Source organism: Halobacteriovorax sp. DPLXC-1 (assembly GCF_036903125.1).
GTDB lineage: Bacteria > Bdellovibrionota > Bacteriovoracia > Bacteriovoracales > Bacteriovoracaceae > Halobacteriovorax_A > Halobacteriovorax_A vibrionivorans.
Genome location: NZ_JAYMCO010000004.1, coordinates 52634 through 68909, shown reverse-complemented (window position 1 = coordinate 68909; position 16276 = coordinate 52634). Strand labels below are relative to the sequence as shown.

General features: G+C 36.1%; 15 protein-coding genes. 7 read left to right on the top strand and 8 right to left on the bottom strand.

Annotated features, from left to right (window positions below; translation table 11 throughout):
• Positions 1-265: 265 nt before the first annotated feature.
• Positions 266-1504, bottom strand: a complete 1239-nt coding sequence (locus tag VCM44_RS14400; protein WP_334679203.1) for a hypothetical protein — start codon at positions 1502-1504, stop codon at positions 266-268.
• A 250-nt stretch (positions 1505-1754) separates the two neighbouring features.
• Here VCM44_RS14400 and VCM44_RS14395 point away from each other — a divergent pair, with 250 nt between their 5' ends.
• Positions 1755-2180, top strand: coding sequence for a hypothetical protein (locus VCM44_RS14395; protein WP_334679202.1), 426 nt, complete (start codon positions 1755-1757; stop codon positions 2178-2180).
• Positions 2181-2212: 32 nt separating this feature from the next.
• Here the strand turns inward: VCM44_RS14395 and ald are convergent, their stop codons facing one another.
• Together ald and VCM44_RS14385 are read right to left on the bottom strand one after the other, a co-directional pair.
• Positions 2213-3322: an alanine dehydrogenase gene (ald, locus tag VCM44_RS14390; RefSeq protein ID WP_334679201.1), complete on the bottom strand. Its 1110-nt coding sequence runs from the start codon at positions 3320-3322 to the stop codon at positions 2213-2215.
• A gap of 87 nt (positions 3323-3409) precedes the next feature.
• Positions 3410-4198 (bottom strand): MBL fold metallo-hydrolase, encoded by a 789-nt coding sequence (locus tag VCM44_RS14385; protein WP_334679200.1) that lies wholly within the window; start codon positions 4196-4198, stop codon positions 3410-3412.
• Positions 4199-4264: 66 nt separating this feature from the next.
• Here VCM44_RS14385 and VCM44_RS14380 point away from each other — a divergent pair, with 66 nt between their 5' ends.
• Positions 4265-5656, top strand: a complete 1392-nt coding sequence (locus VCM44_RS14380) for a M16 family metallopeptidase (protein WP_158536814.1) — start codon at positions 4265-4267, stop codon at positions 5654-5656.
• Between the two features lie 5 nt (positions 5657-5661).
• A complete protein-coding gene (locus VCM44_RS14375) occupies positions 5662-7050 on the top strand; it encodes a M16 family metallopeptidase (RefSeq protein WP_120404613.1) in 1389 nt (462 codons plus the stop codon).
• A gap of 64 nt (positions 7051-7114) precedes the next feature.
• Here the strand turns inward: VCM44_RS14375 and VCM44_RS14370 are convergent, their stop codons facing one another.
• Genes VCM44_RS14370 through VCM44_RS14360 form a run of 3 tightly spaced genes read right to left on the bottom strand, consistent with a single transcriptional unit; the run spans position 7115 to position 9266 of the window.
• Positions 7115-7459 carry a bactofilin family protein gene (locus VCM44_RS14370; protein WP_114706307.1) on the bottom strand — a complete coding sequence of 115 codons (345 nt, stop codon included), beginning with the start codon at positions 7457-7459 and terminating at the stop codon, positions 7115-7117.
• Positions 7459-8193, bottom strand: a complete 735-nt coding sequence (locus tag VCM44_RS14365; RefSeq protein WP_114706306.1) for a hypothetical protein — start codon at positions 8191-8193, stop codon at positions 7459-7461. The genes VCM44_RS14370 and VCM44_RS14365 overlap by 1 nt, the downstream gene beginning before the upstream one ends.
• A gap of 11 nt (positions 8194-8204) precedes the next feature.
• Entirely contained in the window at positions 8205-9266 is a 1062-nt protein-coding gene (locus VCM44_RS14360; RefSeq protein ID WP_114706305.1) for a L,D-transpeptidase family protein, read from the bottom strand.
• A 213-nt stretch (positions 9267-9479) separates the two neighbouring features.
• On the opposite strand from VCM44_RS14360, the gene VCM44_RS14355 reads away from it, so the two are divergent.
• From VCM44_RS14355 to VCM44_RS14340, 4 genes are all read left to right on the top strand, one after another.
• A complete protein-coding gene (locus VCM44_RS14355) occupies positions 9480-11147 on the top strand; it encodes a hypothetical protein (RefSeq protein ID WP_334679199.1) in 1668 nt (555 codons plus the stop codon).
• A gap of 8 nt (positions 11148-11155) precedes the next feature.
• Entirely contained in the window at positions 11156-12118 is a 963-nt protein-coding gene (locus tag VCM44_RS14350; protein WP_120404615.1) for a GGDEF domain-containing protein, read from the top strand.
• A 2-nt stretch (positions 12119-12120) separates the two neighbouring features.
• Positions 12121-13200 (top strand): metallophosphoesterase, encoded by a 1080-nt coding sequence (locus tag VCM44_RS14345; protein ID WP_114706302.1) that lies wholly within the window; start codon positions 12121-12123, stop codon positions 13198-13200.
• Positions 13201-13563: 363 nt separating this feature from the next.
• Complete coding sequence (locus VCM44_RS14340) at positions 13564-14178, top strand: sterol desaturase family protein (RefSeq protein ID WP_114706301.1); 615 nt, start codon at positions 13564-13566, stop codon at positions 14176-14178.
• Here VCM44_RS14340 and VCM44_RS14335 read toward each other — a convergent pair.
• Together VCM44_RS14335 and VCM44_RS14330 are read right to left on the bottom strand one after the other, a co-directional pair.
• On the bottom strand, positions 14175-15149 hold the full coding sequence (locus VCM44_RS14335; RefSeq protein WP_334679198.1) for an NAD-dependent epimerase/dehydratase family protein: 975 nt from the start codon (positions 15147-15149) through the stop codon (positions 14175-14177). The genes VCM44_RS14340 and VCM44_RS14335 overlap by 4 nt on opposite strands.
• Complete coding sequence (locus VCM44_RS14330) at positions 15146-16276, bottom strand: N-acetyltransferase (RefSeq protein WP_114706299.1); 1131 nt, start codon at positions 16274-16276, stop codon at positions 15146-15148. The genes VCM44_RS14335 and VCM44_RS14330 overlap by 4 nt, the downstream gene beginning before the upstream one ends.

Here is a 16276-nt window from a genome sequence, read left to right as displayed (position 1 = left end):
TATTTATTTTTTATTTATAAAATGGTACGTAGCATTTGCTATAACGTAAACAACACTGCGCATTACATTGCTTAATCTTTAATTTCTTAACTATTCAAGTACTAGAGATTGTGATGACCACAATTGATAAAGGTAGAAATGAAGTGAGAAAAGAAGGCCCCTGTAACTAAACAGAGGCCTTCTTGTTCAATTTATATTTTCATGGCCTTCAAACAATTCCCTAAAATTGAATGAAGACCTTAAGTGTGTGCTTAAGGTCTTTTTTCTAAAGTTCAGCTTCTGCTTTTAGCGTATGTGTTACTGGCTTTAGCTCTTGCCCTGGAACAGTTGAATCCAGTGGAAAGAAAGTAAGAGTAACTTTAAGCTTACGCTCTTTTTCAAATGGACCAAAGAAGCCTTTTTTGATTTTTTCAAAACCGTGCTCTTTTAGTTCTCCTGTAAGAAGAACGTTTCCATTATCAAGAAGAGTTTTGTTGAAAGTTAAAAGATCAATAGTCTTCTTAAAGTGAAGTCTCTTCTTTTCACGATCGTAGATTACGATTTCTGTCTTTAGCGCTTCAACACCTTCTAGATTAGATACTTCTAATTCAAACTTTCCTCGCTTGCTAATATCAACTTTAGCAGGAGTTACTTGAATAGGAGCACGTGCTTTATCTAGGTCAAAGAATTCAACTTTTAGAGTCGATTCATAGTTATAATCTTGAACCTCGTTAAAGTCTGCAACTTGGAAGTTAATCTGAGTTGATTCTTCATTTAAGTTTTCAACTTCAGTTTGGAAACTCTTCATTTCGTTTGCAAAGTTTAGCGTGAAGTTTGCATCGGCTTTCTCGATTGCACCAATATATTCAACTTTTACTTTGTGAGTTACTTTTTCAGTATCTTTGTAAGGTACTGTACGTGTCTTTGTACAAGCGTATGGCTCTGAACGATACTTTGTTACTGTACGACAAACGTAGTCTTGGTATGGCTCATCTGTACAAATATTTCTTCCTGGCTCCCAGTGACAACGTTGAACTGGGCGTGAGCGACAAACACGGTCTTGGTATGGTTCACGGCTACATGTACGACGACCTGGCTTTGTTTCACAAACACGACGACCTGGTCTTTGCTTACATTCGCGACGTCCATTAACATCACGACATATTCTTTGCCCTGGTACATTTCGACAAACTTGTCTTGATGGGCCAGTTGTACATCTTTCACGATATTTTGTTTCATAGCGACACTGACGTTCGTAGTCTGTGTGGCAAACATTTCTTCCTGAGCGGTAGCGACAAGATTGACGATACTTCGTTTCGTATCCACATTCTTCGTCTTGGTATGGAATTTGATTGTAACAAGTACCTTCGTATTCTTCTTGTTTGTACTTTGTTACCTCAATTTCTTTGGCAAGAATTTGAACATCATTTTGTCCACCATTGAATGAGAAGTTTAATTGGTTATCACTGGCAAAAGCAGTGAGAGTGATTAGAACAAGCATTATGCTCTTAATAAACTTAGACATTTCTCCCCCTTAAAAGAATTAATGAATAACTTTTAGCGAGATTGAGGTAAAAATGAAAAATATATTGAAGTTAATTTATGTTAACTCCCTAAATGTAAGATATTTTGAGAAAACTAACACTTTAAATCAGTGAATTATCGAGAAAGTTGAGCATTTTGGTTAGAAAATGACCCCAGTTGTAAATTTGATAGGTTATCTTGAGAGAGATGACGGGGTGAGTTAGATTAAGACATTATATTTAGGGGGAAATATGAAAAAACTAATCACACTTGCGATGATTCTCGTGTGGATCTCGTCTCATGCAATTAATTTAAATAAAATTTCAGGTAGTTATCAAGGAAATCAAGGTAATTACACTTGTGGAGTTGAGCTCGTTGAATCACAAAAGGATTCAAATGTTCTTATTTTAAAGATTATAGATGCTAATGGTAAGGCATCATCTAAGACTAAAATTAAAAAGGATCGCTTTGATAAGATTAAGAAGCTAAGCGATTACGAGTTTAATATCGTGGCCAAGAAAGGACTTTTTCCTGGTTATAATCATATTGTTAATTTTCAATTAAATAACGATGGTCAATTATCTGATCTGACAATTAGCCTTGGAGAGAGACTTTTCTTTGGTGATCACTTTATTATTTTAGGTCAGAACTCTTGTTCAAACTTATCTAGAAAATAATAAAAAGGGCCTTTGTAGGCCCTTTTCTTATATTAATCAATATTTAGTGGAGTGTATTCAAGGTTAAGGTCATCAGCTACTTGCTTGTAAACGAGTTTACCTTTGTAGATATTGATACCTTTTTTGAATGCTGCATCCATTCTCGCTGCTTCTTCAACACCATATTTTGCAATCATACGAGCATACTTAAGAGTTACGTTAGTAAGTGCAAAAGTTGAAGTTTGAGCAACAGCACCTGGCATATTAGCAACACAGTAGTGAACAACACCATCTACTAGGAAAGTAGGATTTTGGTGAGTTGTTGGCTTACATGTTTCAATACAACCACCTTGGTCAACTGCGATATCAACTACGACAGATCCCTTTTCCATTTTAGAAATCATCTCTCTTGTTACAAGCTTTGGAGCTTTTGCACCTGGTACAAGTACCGCACCAATAACAAGATCTGATTCTTGAACAGACTTTTCGATATTTTCAATATTTGAAAATAGAGTCGTGATTCTGTTATCAAATAGGTCATCAAGCTCAGCAAGACGCTTAGTCGATAGGTCAATTGCTGTTACGTCAGCACCCATACCCATGGCCATTTTAATTGCGTTAGTACCTGCAACACCACAACCAATAACTGTTACTTTTGCTCTTCTTGTTCCTGGTACACCACCTAGAAGAACACCTTTTCCACCGTGGTCAATTTGTAGGTAAGAAGCACCAATTTGAGTTGCCATTCTTCCTGCAACTTCTGACATAGGAGTTAGAAGAGGTAGTGAACCATCTGCTGGTTGGATTGTCTCGTATGCAATAGAAGTTGATCCAGACTCCATTAAACCAGTTGTTTGCGGCTCATCTGCTGCAAGGTGAAGGTATGTATAAAGAATATGGTGTGGCTTTAAAAGAGCAATCTCTCTAGCTTGTGGCTCTTTTACTTTGATGATCATTGTCGACTTTTCAAAAACTTCTTCAAGTGAGCCAAGAATCTTAGCACCTGCTTGGATGAAGTCTTCATCGCTAATACCAATTCCATAACCAGCATTTGTTTCTACGTACACTTCGTGACCGTCGTGAACTAGTTGTCTAACACCGCCTGGAACTAGACCAACGCGATTTTCATTATTTTTAATTTCCTTTGGAACACCAATAATCATACTAAACTCCATCAAAGCTAAAGGCGTAATAAAATATCTTAAAATTGTTAAGAATATATAATGTTTTTAACGTGCAATTACAATAATTTAAACATCGAATTTCATGCCGTCGTAAGCGACTTTGACATTTTTAGCAGGAAAGTGCTCATTGCACTTAGATTGCAACGAGTCATGTTCCAATTCGTGGCCCATATGTGTAAGAAAACTCTGCATTGCGCCAATTTCTTTGATATATGAGAAGCACTTGTCCACGTTTAGGTGGCTGCGGTGAGGCTCTTCTCGAACACAATCTATAATAAGCGCATCAAGGTTTGAATTTTTAAGCTTCAAAAGTGTCTGGTCCGCAATCTCATGACAATCTGAAATTATGGCAAGCTTATCCGTTAATAAACCTAATGAAGTTCCATTTCCGTGGGGAAGCTGAAGGAACTCACATTCTAGCTCACAAATTTTCATCTTTTCATTAATATTGATCTCATTCATTAAGAGTCTGGGACTTGAGCCGATATGCCCCTTATTACTTCCAAAGATATAGCCAAATCGTTCATGGATAACTCTTGCACAATCACTTGATGTGTAGAGGTTGATTGGATGATTGAATGTGAATGGCCTTATATCATCAATCCCGTTGAGATGATCAGCATGAGGGTGAGATATAATAACACCATTAACATCTTGGACGTTTTCTCTTAATAGTTGAGTCCTTAGGTCGGGACCAGTGTCAAAGACGATAGTCGTCTTTTTCGTTTGCAAGAGAAAAGAAGTGCGAAGACGCTTATTAAATGGATTTGAACTTGTACATACATTGCAATTACATCCTAACATTGGGATGCCTGTACTTGTTCCTGTTCCTAGAAATGTGATTGATAAATTCATAAGTATATATTGCCATGAAAATTATAAGCTTTTAAACTACTTATGTTAACTTTTATTGGAGATTTAATGTTTAAAACGACAAAGTACTTTGCCTGCCTGGTATTTTTATTTCTTGTCTCGTGTTCATCGACGCAGGATCAGGGCACAAATCATAAAGATATTGGACTTGGTGACTTAGAGTTAAATATCGATATTCAAAAACATACGTTAGATAATGGATTGAAGTTACTTCTAGTACGGGACTCTAAGCTTCCTATTGCATCAATTTATACATTCTACGATGTAGGTGGAAGATATGAGAAAGTAGGCACGACTGGTGCGACTCACTTTCTAGAGCATATGATGTTTAAGAAGACGAAGAATTATCCAGCGGAGTATTTCTCAGATTATATTGAAACTTACGGTGGTGATTCAAACGCATATACGACATTTGATAACACTGTTTATTATGAAAATATTGCGGCCTCTACTGTTGAGAAGATGATTGAGCTTGAAGCGGAGAGAATGCAAAATCTTGTTCTTGAAGAAGTTCCTTTTGAAAAAGAAAGACAAGTCGTTCTTGAAGAAAGAAAAATGCGTTATGAAAATAAGCCAAATGGAAAAATTCATCTTGCAATGATGAAGGCGATCTTTAAAGGAACTCCATATGGAGGCTCTGTTATTGGCGATGCAAAAGACGTAAAGGCACTTAAAAGAGATCAGATGATGGAGTTTTATCATAACTTCTACGCACCAAATAATGCGACGATGATCATTGTTGGTGATATCGATCCTTCTTCGGTACTAGATAAAGTTAAGGATACAATTGGAAAGATTAAAACAAATAGTGACCTTGATAAGAAAAAAGAGAAGCTTGATAACGTTGATAATTATAAGCGCACTTCGAAGCTTCCTTATATTAAAGGCCTTAATGGACAGGCAAAGAATCCAATGTTTCGTTTAGCATTTCCTGCTGTTTCAATAACTCATGAAGATGCACTTGCCCTGGACTTCTTAGCTGATATTTTAGGAACTGGTACAAGCTCTTATCTTGTTAAAAACTTTGTCGTTTCCAAAAGACCTCGTCTTTCAAGCGTTTATGCTTTCAATTACGGCCTAAAGAATGGTGGTGTTTTTGTTATTGGAGGAGAGATTCTTCCAAAGTTTAGTATTCGCACAAGTCGTAATAAGCTTTTAAAAAGTTTACGTCGTTCATGCTCAAAGGCCATTACACCTCGTTCAGTACAAAAGACTAAGAACTTACTATTAAAGCAATACTTCCAAGCAATTTCTACAAATGATGGCCTTGCAAGCTTCTTAGGCTCAACTGAATTCTACTTTGGTGATTATCGTGAGTATAAGAAACAACTGAAGAGCTATGATGAAATGACTGTGGAGAAGGTGAGAGACGTATGTAAGCGTTATATCTCGGGTAATAACTATGCCTTCTTATCAATTTGGGATCGTAATAAAAGGTAATTTATATGAAAAATATTTTAAATAAAGTTCTAATCACATCTCTTCTTTTGGGGGCAGGCCAACTCTATGCAAATGAGTTAGTTGATCGCATTGAGAAAATGAAGTGGGAAAATATCGATGTCACTTATATTCAAGATGATAAGTTTCCAACTTATAATGTAACAATTTTCTTTGCAGATGGAGCAATGAAAGATGGCCGCACAAAAGGTGTAACAAATATGATGTTTGACCTTTTGGAGAGTGGTACTAATCGATTTAGCTTAAATGAGATCGCAGATAATCTCGAATTCTATGGTGTTTCAACATCTTCAAATGTTACTCATGAGTATTCAAGCTATTCGTATAATGGCCTATCTAAAGATATCATTCCTACAACAAAGAAGATCTGTCATATTTTTAGGGATGCTGTTTATCCAAAAAAGGAACTTGCAAAGGCAAAGAAGCTATTACGTGCTCAAAGACAAAACTTAGTTTCAAATCCTGGGGCCCTTGCCTCAACGGCTTTTCGTGATATTAGCTTAAGAGGAACTCCTTACGTCTCTGATGTAAAAGGAAGACTTAGTGATCTTAAGCGCATGAGAAGAAGCTACCTTCTAGATCGCCTAAAGTACTTTAGAGAAGATGTGAAAAAGAAAGTCTATATAACTGGGCCAAGAACAGTTTTAAATATTAAAAATATTATTACAAATGAATGTGGATTTAATTCAAAAGCAAGCTTCACAAGAACTCTTGATTCAAAAGTTAAGGAGCTAAGGCCATTTGACCCACAAAAGCCTGTTATCCATTTTGTTGAAGTACCTAAGGCAAATCAAGCACAAGTTAGGGCCGGAATCTTTATGGCAAAAGATAAAGATCCAGGATTTGAGAACCTTGAATTTATGTCCCAATATCTTGGTGGTGGATTCACTTCTATTCTTGTTAAAGAGCTTAGAACAAAAAGAGGCTTAACTTATTCTGCTTGGGCAACTGCTGGCATGCAAAAAGATTATGGACGCTCAGTTCTTTCTACTTTTACAAAAGAAGAAACAGTAGGGCAGATGGTTCAAGAAGTAATAAAGATTCTTAAAGATAATTCTGAAGCAAAGAATATAGCAATGAGTGAAATTGAAAAAGTAAGAAAGGCCGTAAAGGGTGGTTTTGCTTTTCAATTTCAAAAGCCATCAAGCTTTATGAGACAATTAGTTAACCTTGATAATGCAAATGTCGATATTAAGCGCTTTCTTGAATACACAAGCTTTGTTGATAAAATCTCTCAAGAAGATGTCGCAAAAACAGTATATGCAGCTTTCCCATATGATAAAGTTAAGATTGTTGTTCTTGGTGACAAGTCAATGAAGAAGGCCTTACGTAAGATTGGTAAGGTTAAAGTCTATAACTACAAAAACTTTCTATAAATAAAAAAGGGTAGGACTTCGCTTCCTACCCTTAATATTTTTCTAAATATTTAAGATATTAAATTTATGATTGTGATTCGAGAGTATGCCCTTGCATATTAACAGTTGCCCCTGGAGCAATATTAATATTCTTAGCAACGATCTGACCTTTGACCACACCTGTAGGGAAAACCTTTACCTTACCTTGGGCCGTGATATCTCCTGAGACTTCTCCATAGATATTAAGGTCTCCGCAGCGAATTCGACCTTCCACAATTCCTTGTGGCTCAATTGTGAGAGTAAAGCTCTCATCAATTTGAATATCGCCTTCAATCGTTGAGCAAATATGTGATGGCCCTTTAAGAACAATATCGCCCTTTATAACGGATCCAATTCCTACAAATGTGAAGTTTTGATCTCTTAAGTCCATTATTTGATCTCTTCTCTGAATAATTGTTGATGAACAATATCACCAAGACGATTAAAGATAAAAACCTTAAACATTGCTGTACTGGTCTTTGGAAGATCAAACTTAGCTGTTACAGGACGAAAGCGTGAAGTGGCAAATGACTCACCCTTTGTGTAATTAAGAGAGAAGTTTCTGATTGAATCTCCACCTTCAGGGTAGTGAAAGTAATTATTCCCATCAAATAAGAAGATGTGAATATAGCCAGAAACGCGATTATTATCTTGTGTAATATTGATAAGATTAAAGCTTAACTCAACCTTCTCATTTCCTTTGTTAACCTTAATATCTTCAATCTTGATACTTGCAGGACTTGTTAAGTCTTTTTGTCCCTTTACTGGGGCAATGATATTAAGTGAACTTGCAGAAGCTCCACTAATCGTTTCATTGGCAAGTCGGTTTGTTAGATCAAGGTTTAGTGTTGTAAGTTCTGAGTTCTTTTGAGTAAGTCCAGAATTCTCGTCGCGAAGATTTTTGATAATTAACGGCTCTTTTGCCTTAATTAGGTTTTCGATATTCTTTGTGTAAAAGTATGAACCGGCCAAAGCAAAGATTGAAAATACTGTTAAGACAACAGGCACATAAAGAATGGCCTTATATTCTCGAGGTGTTAATTGAAGGTATCTTGGCACCTTATTATTTTCATAAAGAATAAATGAAAGATTATTCTTTGCCGCTTCCTTGGTATTTGAAGACATCCGTTTCCCTTTTAATTTTCGCTATATGGCCTAGTTAGAGTTAGGTTCAATGTGAAAATTTGTTTTGGGTCTTGTGAAGTAAAGAACCTTTGTGACGGCTCAAAACTTAAGTGCTCCCTCTCATTTGTAATATCCATTGGAATTCTCTGCCATCTCTCAGCGACGATTTTCCACTTATAATATGGATCACGCTTTAGATAGAGAGTCTTCTTTCCTATATCGTTTACAGTGTTACTCTTATAGTCTTGCTTAAATGTAACAACAACATAGTCATCAGCTTTTAATACTGTAAGGTTTGAGATTTTAATCTCTGGCTTTCCTGGGTTAGAAAAGACTGCTCTCTTATATTGAGCGAATGTATTGTAGCGACCTCTAAATGGGTCCTCAAAGTCTGTACGAGAGTAGTGAGAAAGGTACTTATCAGTATCTTCCTTAGACCAAGCATCTAGCCAACCATTAAAAGTATCAATGACTTCGTTCTTTTCTCTTTTCCATGTTTCTTCACTGAAGAATTTTAAATTATGGACAACAACGATATTCGTTTTATTGATTTCAATATATCTAGCGATATCAATTAGGTTAACATTGTGGGCAACAAGACATCCCTTAGAATCAAGACCTTTATCAATTCTTGGTTCATTATCTGTTGAGTGTAGCCAAATTCCGCCACCTGTTTTCCCTTGTGCTTTATCAATAGGATTAGGGTAGTCAAGAACGAAGGCACCAACTCCGTATTGTGCTCCAAGTTCACCATGACGTTTGATTAAGTCATTGTGATCCAGGAATTGGTTAAAGAAGTAAACACCTTCAGGAGTTCGCTTGTCTCCTTGATATTCTTTATTTCCAACTTTTTGACCTGTGGCCATTTGGAAGGTTTTTATTAGTCTTGGTTTCCCCTCATCATTTTCATAGAGATATAATGTATGAGTAGATTTCTCTGCAACAATCACATGGTGAGCAAAGTAATCATTCATCAAAAGTAGATTTGATGGTAGAAAGTCTTGAGCATTCGCTCTTAGCGAAATTAATGTCGTTGTTAAAATACTGGATAAAATTAGTAGTTTCTTAATCATGGATAGCCTTTATCTTGATAACTGCTTAATATTGTAGAACATTTCCTCACTAGTTCTCAAGTGGAAACCTCATCTATTTTGAATATTCTTAAACAGAATGACTTTATGCGACGTAAATACTTAACTTTTTTCAAAAAAAGGCGAAAAGGAGAGTGTAGGAAAGCAAGAAAACTTAGATTTAAACAAATTTAGTGCACTTTATTGGGGAAAAATATGTCAGCACACAAGAAAGCACAAGAAGAATTGACGGAAGAAAGTGACAAGATTCAGAGCGCTGTAGACGATGTTCTAGGTTCAGACTCTGATAATTCAGCTCAAATGGCCGATCAAGAAGATAAGACTTCATTAACACTTGTGGAAACAGATATGGATCTGTCTCAATTTAACTCTTCAAATGAAGAGGCAGATGAGGGTGGAATTGAATTAAATTTCGATGATGACTTAGATATGTCTCTTTGTGGGGATGGTGATGAAGTAGAAAATGCCCCAGCAGATGCAAGTTCCCCAACTGATATGGATCTGGATATTTCTGGAAGCCTTTCTATCGATTTAACTGCCAAAGGTGAAGATATTCCCAATGCACCAGCAGAGGCAGCAAGAGAAGATGACTTAGACTTAGATAATAATCCGATCATAGTAGAAAAAAAGGTCGAAGCAGTTACACAAGAAGATCAAGAGCTCCCATCTGAAGAAGATACTCAAGAGTTAGAAGCTTCAAGTGATATTGATAATGAATTAGATGATCTTGGTGAATTAGACGACTTGGATGATCTTGGTGACCTAGACGACTTAGGTGATTTAGACGATCTAGGTGAACTCGATGACTTAGAGGCGAGTGCTGATTTGGATGATGATCTGGATATTGATCTTGATAGTAGTCTTGATGATGAGCTTGACGAGGACCTGGACTCTCTTGATTCTGAGGTTGAAGATACAGCAGAAGTGGAGCTAGGACTTAGTGGAGATGATCATGATGAAGACTTAGTTCAAGGGCAAGAACAAGAAGAAGATACTCTGGCCCAACTGGATGGTATGGTAAATGAAACACCTAGGCCACAAGAAGAGGAGGCCACTGTTACTGCGGTTGCTTCAAATGAAGCTGAAGAAACAAAAACAGTGCATGCTCCGATGAATTCAAATGAGCAAACAGCAAGTTATAATATCGGTGTTGGTCAAGATAGTAAATCACAACAACATGATTCATTTGTTCATGATTCTAGTGGCGTTGCACAGTCTCCTGCAGCTACGATTCACCCTGGGCATATTCTTTCGTCTATGAGTGAAGAGCAGTTAATGGATCTACGAGTTACTGTAAATGAGTTAAAAACGGATCGTACTAATTTATTAAATGAGATAAATGAACTTCAATCTATGGTTGAGATTTTAAAAAGAGAAAATCTTAATTTAAGAACTGAAGCAGATGAGAAATCAATTGAATTAACTATTGCTAAAAAGCGACATGCTTTTGAAATAGAAGAGACAAAGTCTCAGTTGGATAATTACAAGCATGGGCTTGAATTAAGTGAAGCTAAAAATAAAGCGATGAAAGAAGAAATGAATGAAATCGGCAGTCGCATGAGATTAGATCACGCAAGCGTTCGTGCTCGTGAGCAAGAACTTGAGAGTCAGCTAGAGCTTATGGCAATTGATAGTGATAATAAAATAAAAGCTCGCGATGAGAAAATCTTAGAACTTAAGAGAAAGATTGATACATTAGAGTTTAATATGGAAAATATGGCCATCAATGAAAAACAGGCCAAGAAAGAGCGCATGCTCGCTCAACAGAAACTTGAAAGATTAATTAATAACTTAAGAGGATCTTTAAGTATTGTTTCAGATACAATTGATTTGGATTTGAGCGATATTGAAATGGAAAACTAAAAACGATTATGTTGGAAAAACAATACGAAGCACTATTAAATTATATCTGCCAGAATGTGGAAGAAGAGAACTTCAATATTGTTCTTAAATCTTTTCGTGATTTTATCAAAAATGAGTTTAACTCAAAGACTCCTCTGGTATTTGCGACCATCCAAACTGATGATGGTAATCCTATTATCCGAGACTTCTATAATAATAAAATATCTGGGGAGTACCCAGATAAGGTTTATCAGGAATTAATGGGGGCGCTTAAAACTCAGCACCTACATGTGGATATTGAAGGGGATAAGTACCGATTTATTGATGTCGGCTTTAATGGAAGCCAAAATCTTTTTATCGTTGTTAATGGTGAATTCTCTACGCAAGTATTTTCACAGTTGGAAAATTATATTCAATCTAAATTTAGAAGTCTGTTACATATAAAAGAGCTTAAGCGACTACAATCTCTTGCTCATGTTGATGATGTAACTGGACTGTATAATCAAAGAAAGTTTAAAAGTGATATTGAAGCATCAATTAGAGAATATGAAACTCTAGAGAGATCATTTTCACTTATTTTTATCGATATCGATTACTTTAAAAGTATCAATGATGGTCATGGCCATTTAATTGGGACAAGTTTATTAAAACAAGTAGCTGAAACAATTCGCTCAACAGTAAGAGAAGATGACTTATGTTATCGCTATGGTGGAGATGAATTTGTTGTCTTGGCCCCATATTCAACATTGGAAGATGCCAAGCATATTGGAGAGCGAATTCTAAAGAGAGTAAAGTCGACAATATATAAGATTGAAGCTGACCTTGAAATCAATTCTAAAGAGGATGAGGACGTACAGTTAAGTGTTTCTATTGGTGTCGCTAATTACCCTGTAAATGCTTCGAGTCGAAATGAAATTATCGGTATGGCCGATAAAATGATGTATGAAGCAAAAAAGTCTGGACGTGGTAAAGTCTGTGTTGCAGACTCATAAATATGAAGTACCTAATTTTATCTGATCTTCACATTGGAAAAGGCAGCTATCTGCAAAACGGAGAATTCAATATTCTTGAAGATTTCTTCGAGGATGATCGCTTCTATGAGTTTTGCGATTATTTTTCCACAAATGAGTATTATTCAAAGCCTGTAACCATTGTCTTAAATGGTGACATACTAAATCTTATTCAAATTGATACTGATGGGGTTTTTACTCATGTTGTCGATGAGCACATGACTGTAAGACAGATTGACGATATTGCAAAAGGACACCCGCGCTTCTTTGCTGGCCTTAAGAAGTTTTTGCGCGCACCACATAAGCGTGTTGTTTATGTTGTTGGCAATCACGATGCAGGAATGCTCTTTGAAGGAGCTCAACAAAGATTCAAAGAAATCTGTGGCAATGAAATTATCTTTACTGAAACATTTATAGAAAATGGGTTACATGTTGAACATGGACATCGTTTTGAAGCAATTAATACAGTTCCAAAAACAAAGCAATTCATTAAAGGTCCAGCTGGAAAAGAGATTCTAAACTTTCCTTGGGGATCTTTATTTTGTATCAATGTTCTTCCTCGTTTAAAGAAGGAGCGCCCTTATATTGATAAAGTTAGGCCTATGTCGTCTTATGTGAAATGGTGTCTATTCAATGATACACGCTTCTTTTGGCGACTCATGTTTACTTGTGTAAATTACGTTATTAAGACTTATTCAAATTATTACACACGTCAAAATACAAACTTTAAAACGACGATAAAAATTCTTCAACAGATTACCATCTATCCAAAGTACGAAAGGATGGCCAGAAGGATTCTTGATCGCAATTCGTCCATTCATACGGTTGTTATGGGGCATACTCATCTTCAGGAGTGGCGTCGTTTTCCGGAAGGACGATACTATTTCAATACTGGAACTTGGAATAATATCCCTTCAATTGATGCTGGAAAACATCAGGATACTCTTAGCCTAACTTATTGTAGCGTTAATGTTCATCAGGAGAGTTCTTCTCTAATAAATGCATCGATGAATCAATGGATGGGACAATGGAAGCCATATATCGAAGAGCTTCGAACTAGTTAAAATTTAAATGATTTGGGATTGTTTTTTTGAATGAAATAAAAGACGACGTTCCTAAAAAGTCCTTTCCCGAAACGCCGAAGTGTCTTTATTTCGTCTCTGCTTATTAATAAGTTTATTCGATTTTACAGAAAGAACAAGGGATTTTTTCTTACAGTAACTCGCATGAGAAATTAACTTAGTCCATTATTCTAATACGTTACTGTATAGGCATTTACATGCTCTATAAAATATGTTTTCTTGATTTCTGACATCAATAAAAAATAGGTTTAAATTAGTTTAAAAGAAGCTAAAAGCTGACTATTCTTTTCTTATTTGTTATGAATACTAGTGTTTATAGGTTTTTCTACTTATAGGATATAAAAAGTGAAAAAATACGAATCAATTAGAATATTTAAGAACCCTGTTCTTGAGTCTATGACTCACGTACACCCAATAATACCATTACTACTTTGGACGCCCTTTGTCATTTTTCTTATCTATCGCTCTTACTTTGCTTTAGGTTATACACATTTTGAAATGATTATTTGTGCCATTAGCGGACTTCTTATTTGGACTCTGACAGAGTACTTACTTCACCGCTTTGTTTTTCATTTAAAACCTATTGGGCCACTGACAAAACGATTTGTATTCCTATTTCACGGACTCCATCACGATGATCCAAATGATCCAACAAGACTTGTGATGCCACCTGTTCCGGCCATTTTAATTATGGCATTGATATGGGGATTCTTTTCACTATTTATTCCAGCGTATTATCTTTCGGGTTTTATGGCATTCTTTACAGTAGGCTATCTTTGTTACGACTATATACACTATGCAACTCACCACTTTAAAATGACTGGTCGAGTAGGGCGCTACTTAAAGAAGTTTCATCTTCAACATCACTTTCGTCATGAAAAGGCAAAGTATGGTGTAAGTTCACCACTTTGGGACTATGTATTTCGTACGGTTACTGGAGAAAAAGAAGAAGGTTATTAGAGCCAGTTGCGCCCTTGATAATCTTTTGCTGTCATCTCAATAGTCGATCTTAGATCGTGTTGAGGTATATGTCCTAAGGCCTTGATCTTTTCACTTTTACAAAGCCACGCATGTGCCTCAAGCTCATTAATCTTATCTCTCGTTAATGGAAGGTGAATAGGCAGCGTATAAAGTGCACCTGCTACAATTCTTAGTATCCAAATTGGGATAGACATAAAGAATACTTTCTTCACACCAAGAGTACTTGAGATTGTATTGATTAATTCCTCAAAAGTTACTTCATCAACAGATGTGACATAGTAAACTTCATTCTTTGGACTTTGTTGTTTTGCACATAAGATAATTGCATCAACAAGATCAAAGACATTTACAACACTGTAGCGCTTTGATCTAAATCCAAGGCCAGGGCCAGTGACAAATCTCGATTTTACCATCTTAAAGACATCAAGTACGGCACTATCTCTTGGTCCAATTACCATTGGAGGCCTAATGATTGTACTATTCCAACTTTCAGGAGCTAGCTCTTTTAGCGCCTGCTCAGCTGCTAGTTTTGAATGACCATATGCTGACACTGGATTACATTCATGGGCCTCATCAATAGGTGATTGAGATGGGCCAGCAGCTGCTTGTGATGAGATTAAAAGAAAATGTAATTTCTCAAAACGCTTACTTAATTCATTTATTAAATCTTGTGTTGCTAGCTGATTTGTTTTTGCAAATGTTAATGAATGCTTAGCAGAGACAACACCAGCTGTGTGAATAACACAGTCGAGATCTGAGGGAAGTTTCTTTACCCATGATGAAATTGATTCTTCATCGAGGTTTCCTGTAATATATTTTCCAGGCAGCTCTAAGTTTAGTGCTTTTTGTTCATTTCTTACTAAAGCGTAAACTTCATGTCCTTGTTCTGATAATTTATCACATAGGTGGGAGCCAACAAAGCCAGTCGCTCCAGTAATTAAAACTTTCATACGAGCTCTTTTTGAAAAATACGATACTTTCTATATGGAACCGCATTCATTTTTAGAAGTGGTTTATTCATATTTAAGTTGTCTTCTAAAATCCAACTCATTTCAATATTCTTATACTTCTTATAGCTTGCAATATTTTCGTGAGCTCGGAAATAGAGAATTGATTCTAGTCCATAAAGCCTGTATTTCTTCTTCACACCCATTGTAATAACTCGAACACCGTCGATTAATTTAGGTGCCCTTAGGACTTGAAATATACCTGTTGGTAATAGCTTTCCATTTGGGATTTTATGTAGAACTTGATTAAAGTCGGGTAGGCATACAATAAAGCCAGCTTCAACACCGTTTACAAGAGCGAATAAAATAAGCTTTTCATCTGCTACTGTTTTTAGGTCTGCGGCCATGGCAAAGAACTCATCCTTGGTCATTGGGACAAATCCCCAATTCTCTTCCCAAGCATCGTTGTAAATCTCATACATGAGTTTTATTTCTTCTTGCCATCTCTTTTTAGAAACACAACGATAAGTAATGGACTCTTTCTTTTCTGCACGCTCTGCAATCTTTTTAATAACTTCAGGCATCTGAGTTTCAGTTTTCATATGATAAGCAAGTAGATCCATTGCTTTTGTGAAGCCAAGAGACTCAATATGTTGCTGATAGTATTCGTAGTTATACATCATCATAAGAACAGGAATCTCTCCATATCCCTTGATTAGTGTTCCACATTCATAATTTGTTGAAGGATTAAATGGGCCAATAAACTTTTCCATGCCTAGTGATGAACACCATTCTGCCGCTGCATTAAATAAGCTTTCAAAAACTTTTATATCGTCGATGGCATCGAGGAATCCCCAATGTCCTTCTTTTGAATTATGAAATTTATTATAGTTATGATTATTGATGGCCATGATTCTTCCAACATCTTTTCCATCTTTAATGGCGATATAGAAAGCACATTGGGCCGTATTGTAGAAAGGGTGGCCTGACTTGAATAACTTATTTAGCTCCATTCTTAATTGAGGAACCCAAAACTTATCATCTTTATATATTTCAAATTGAATATCAATGAATCGTTTACGGGCCTTTTTATCGTTTAAAACGTCTACTTTCTCAATATAGATGGCCAT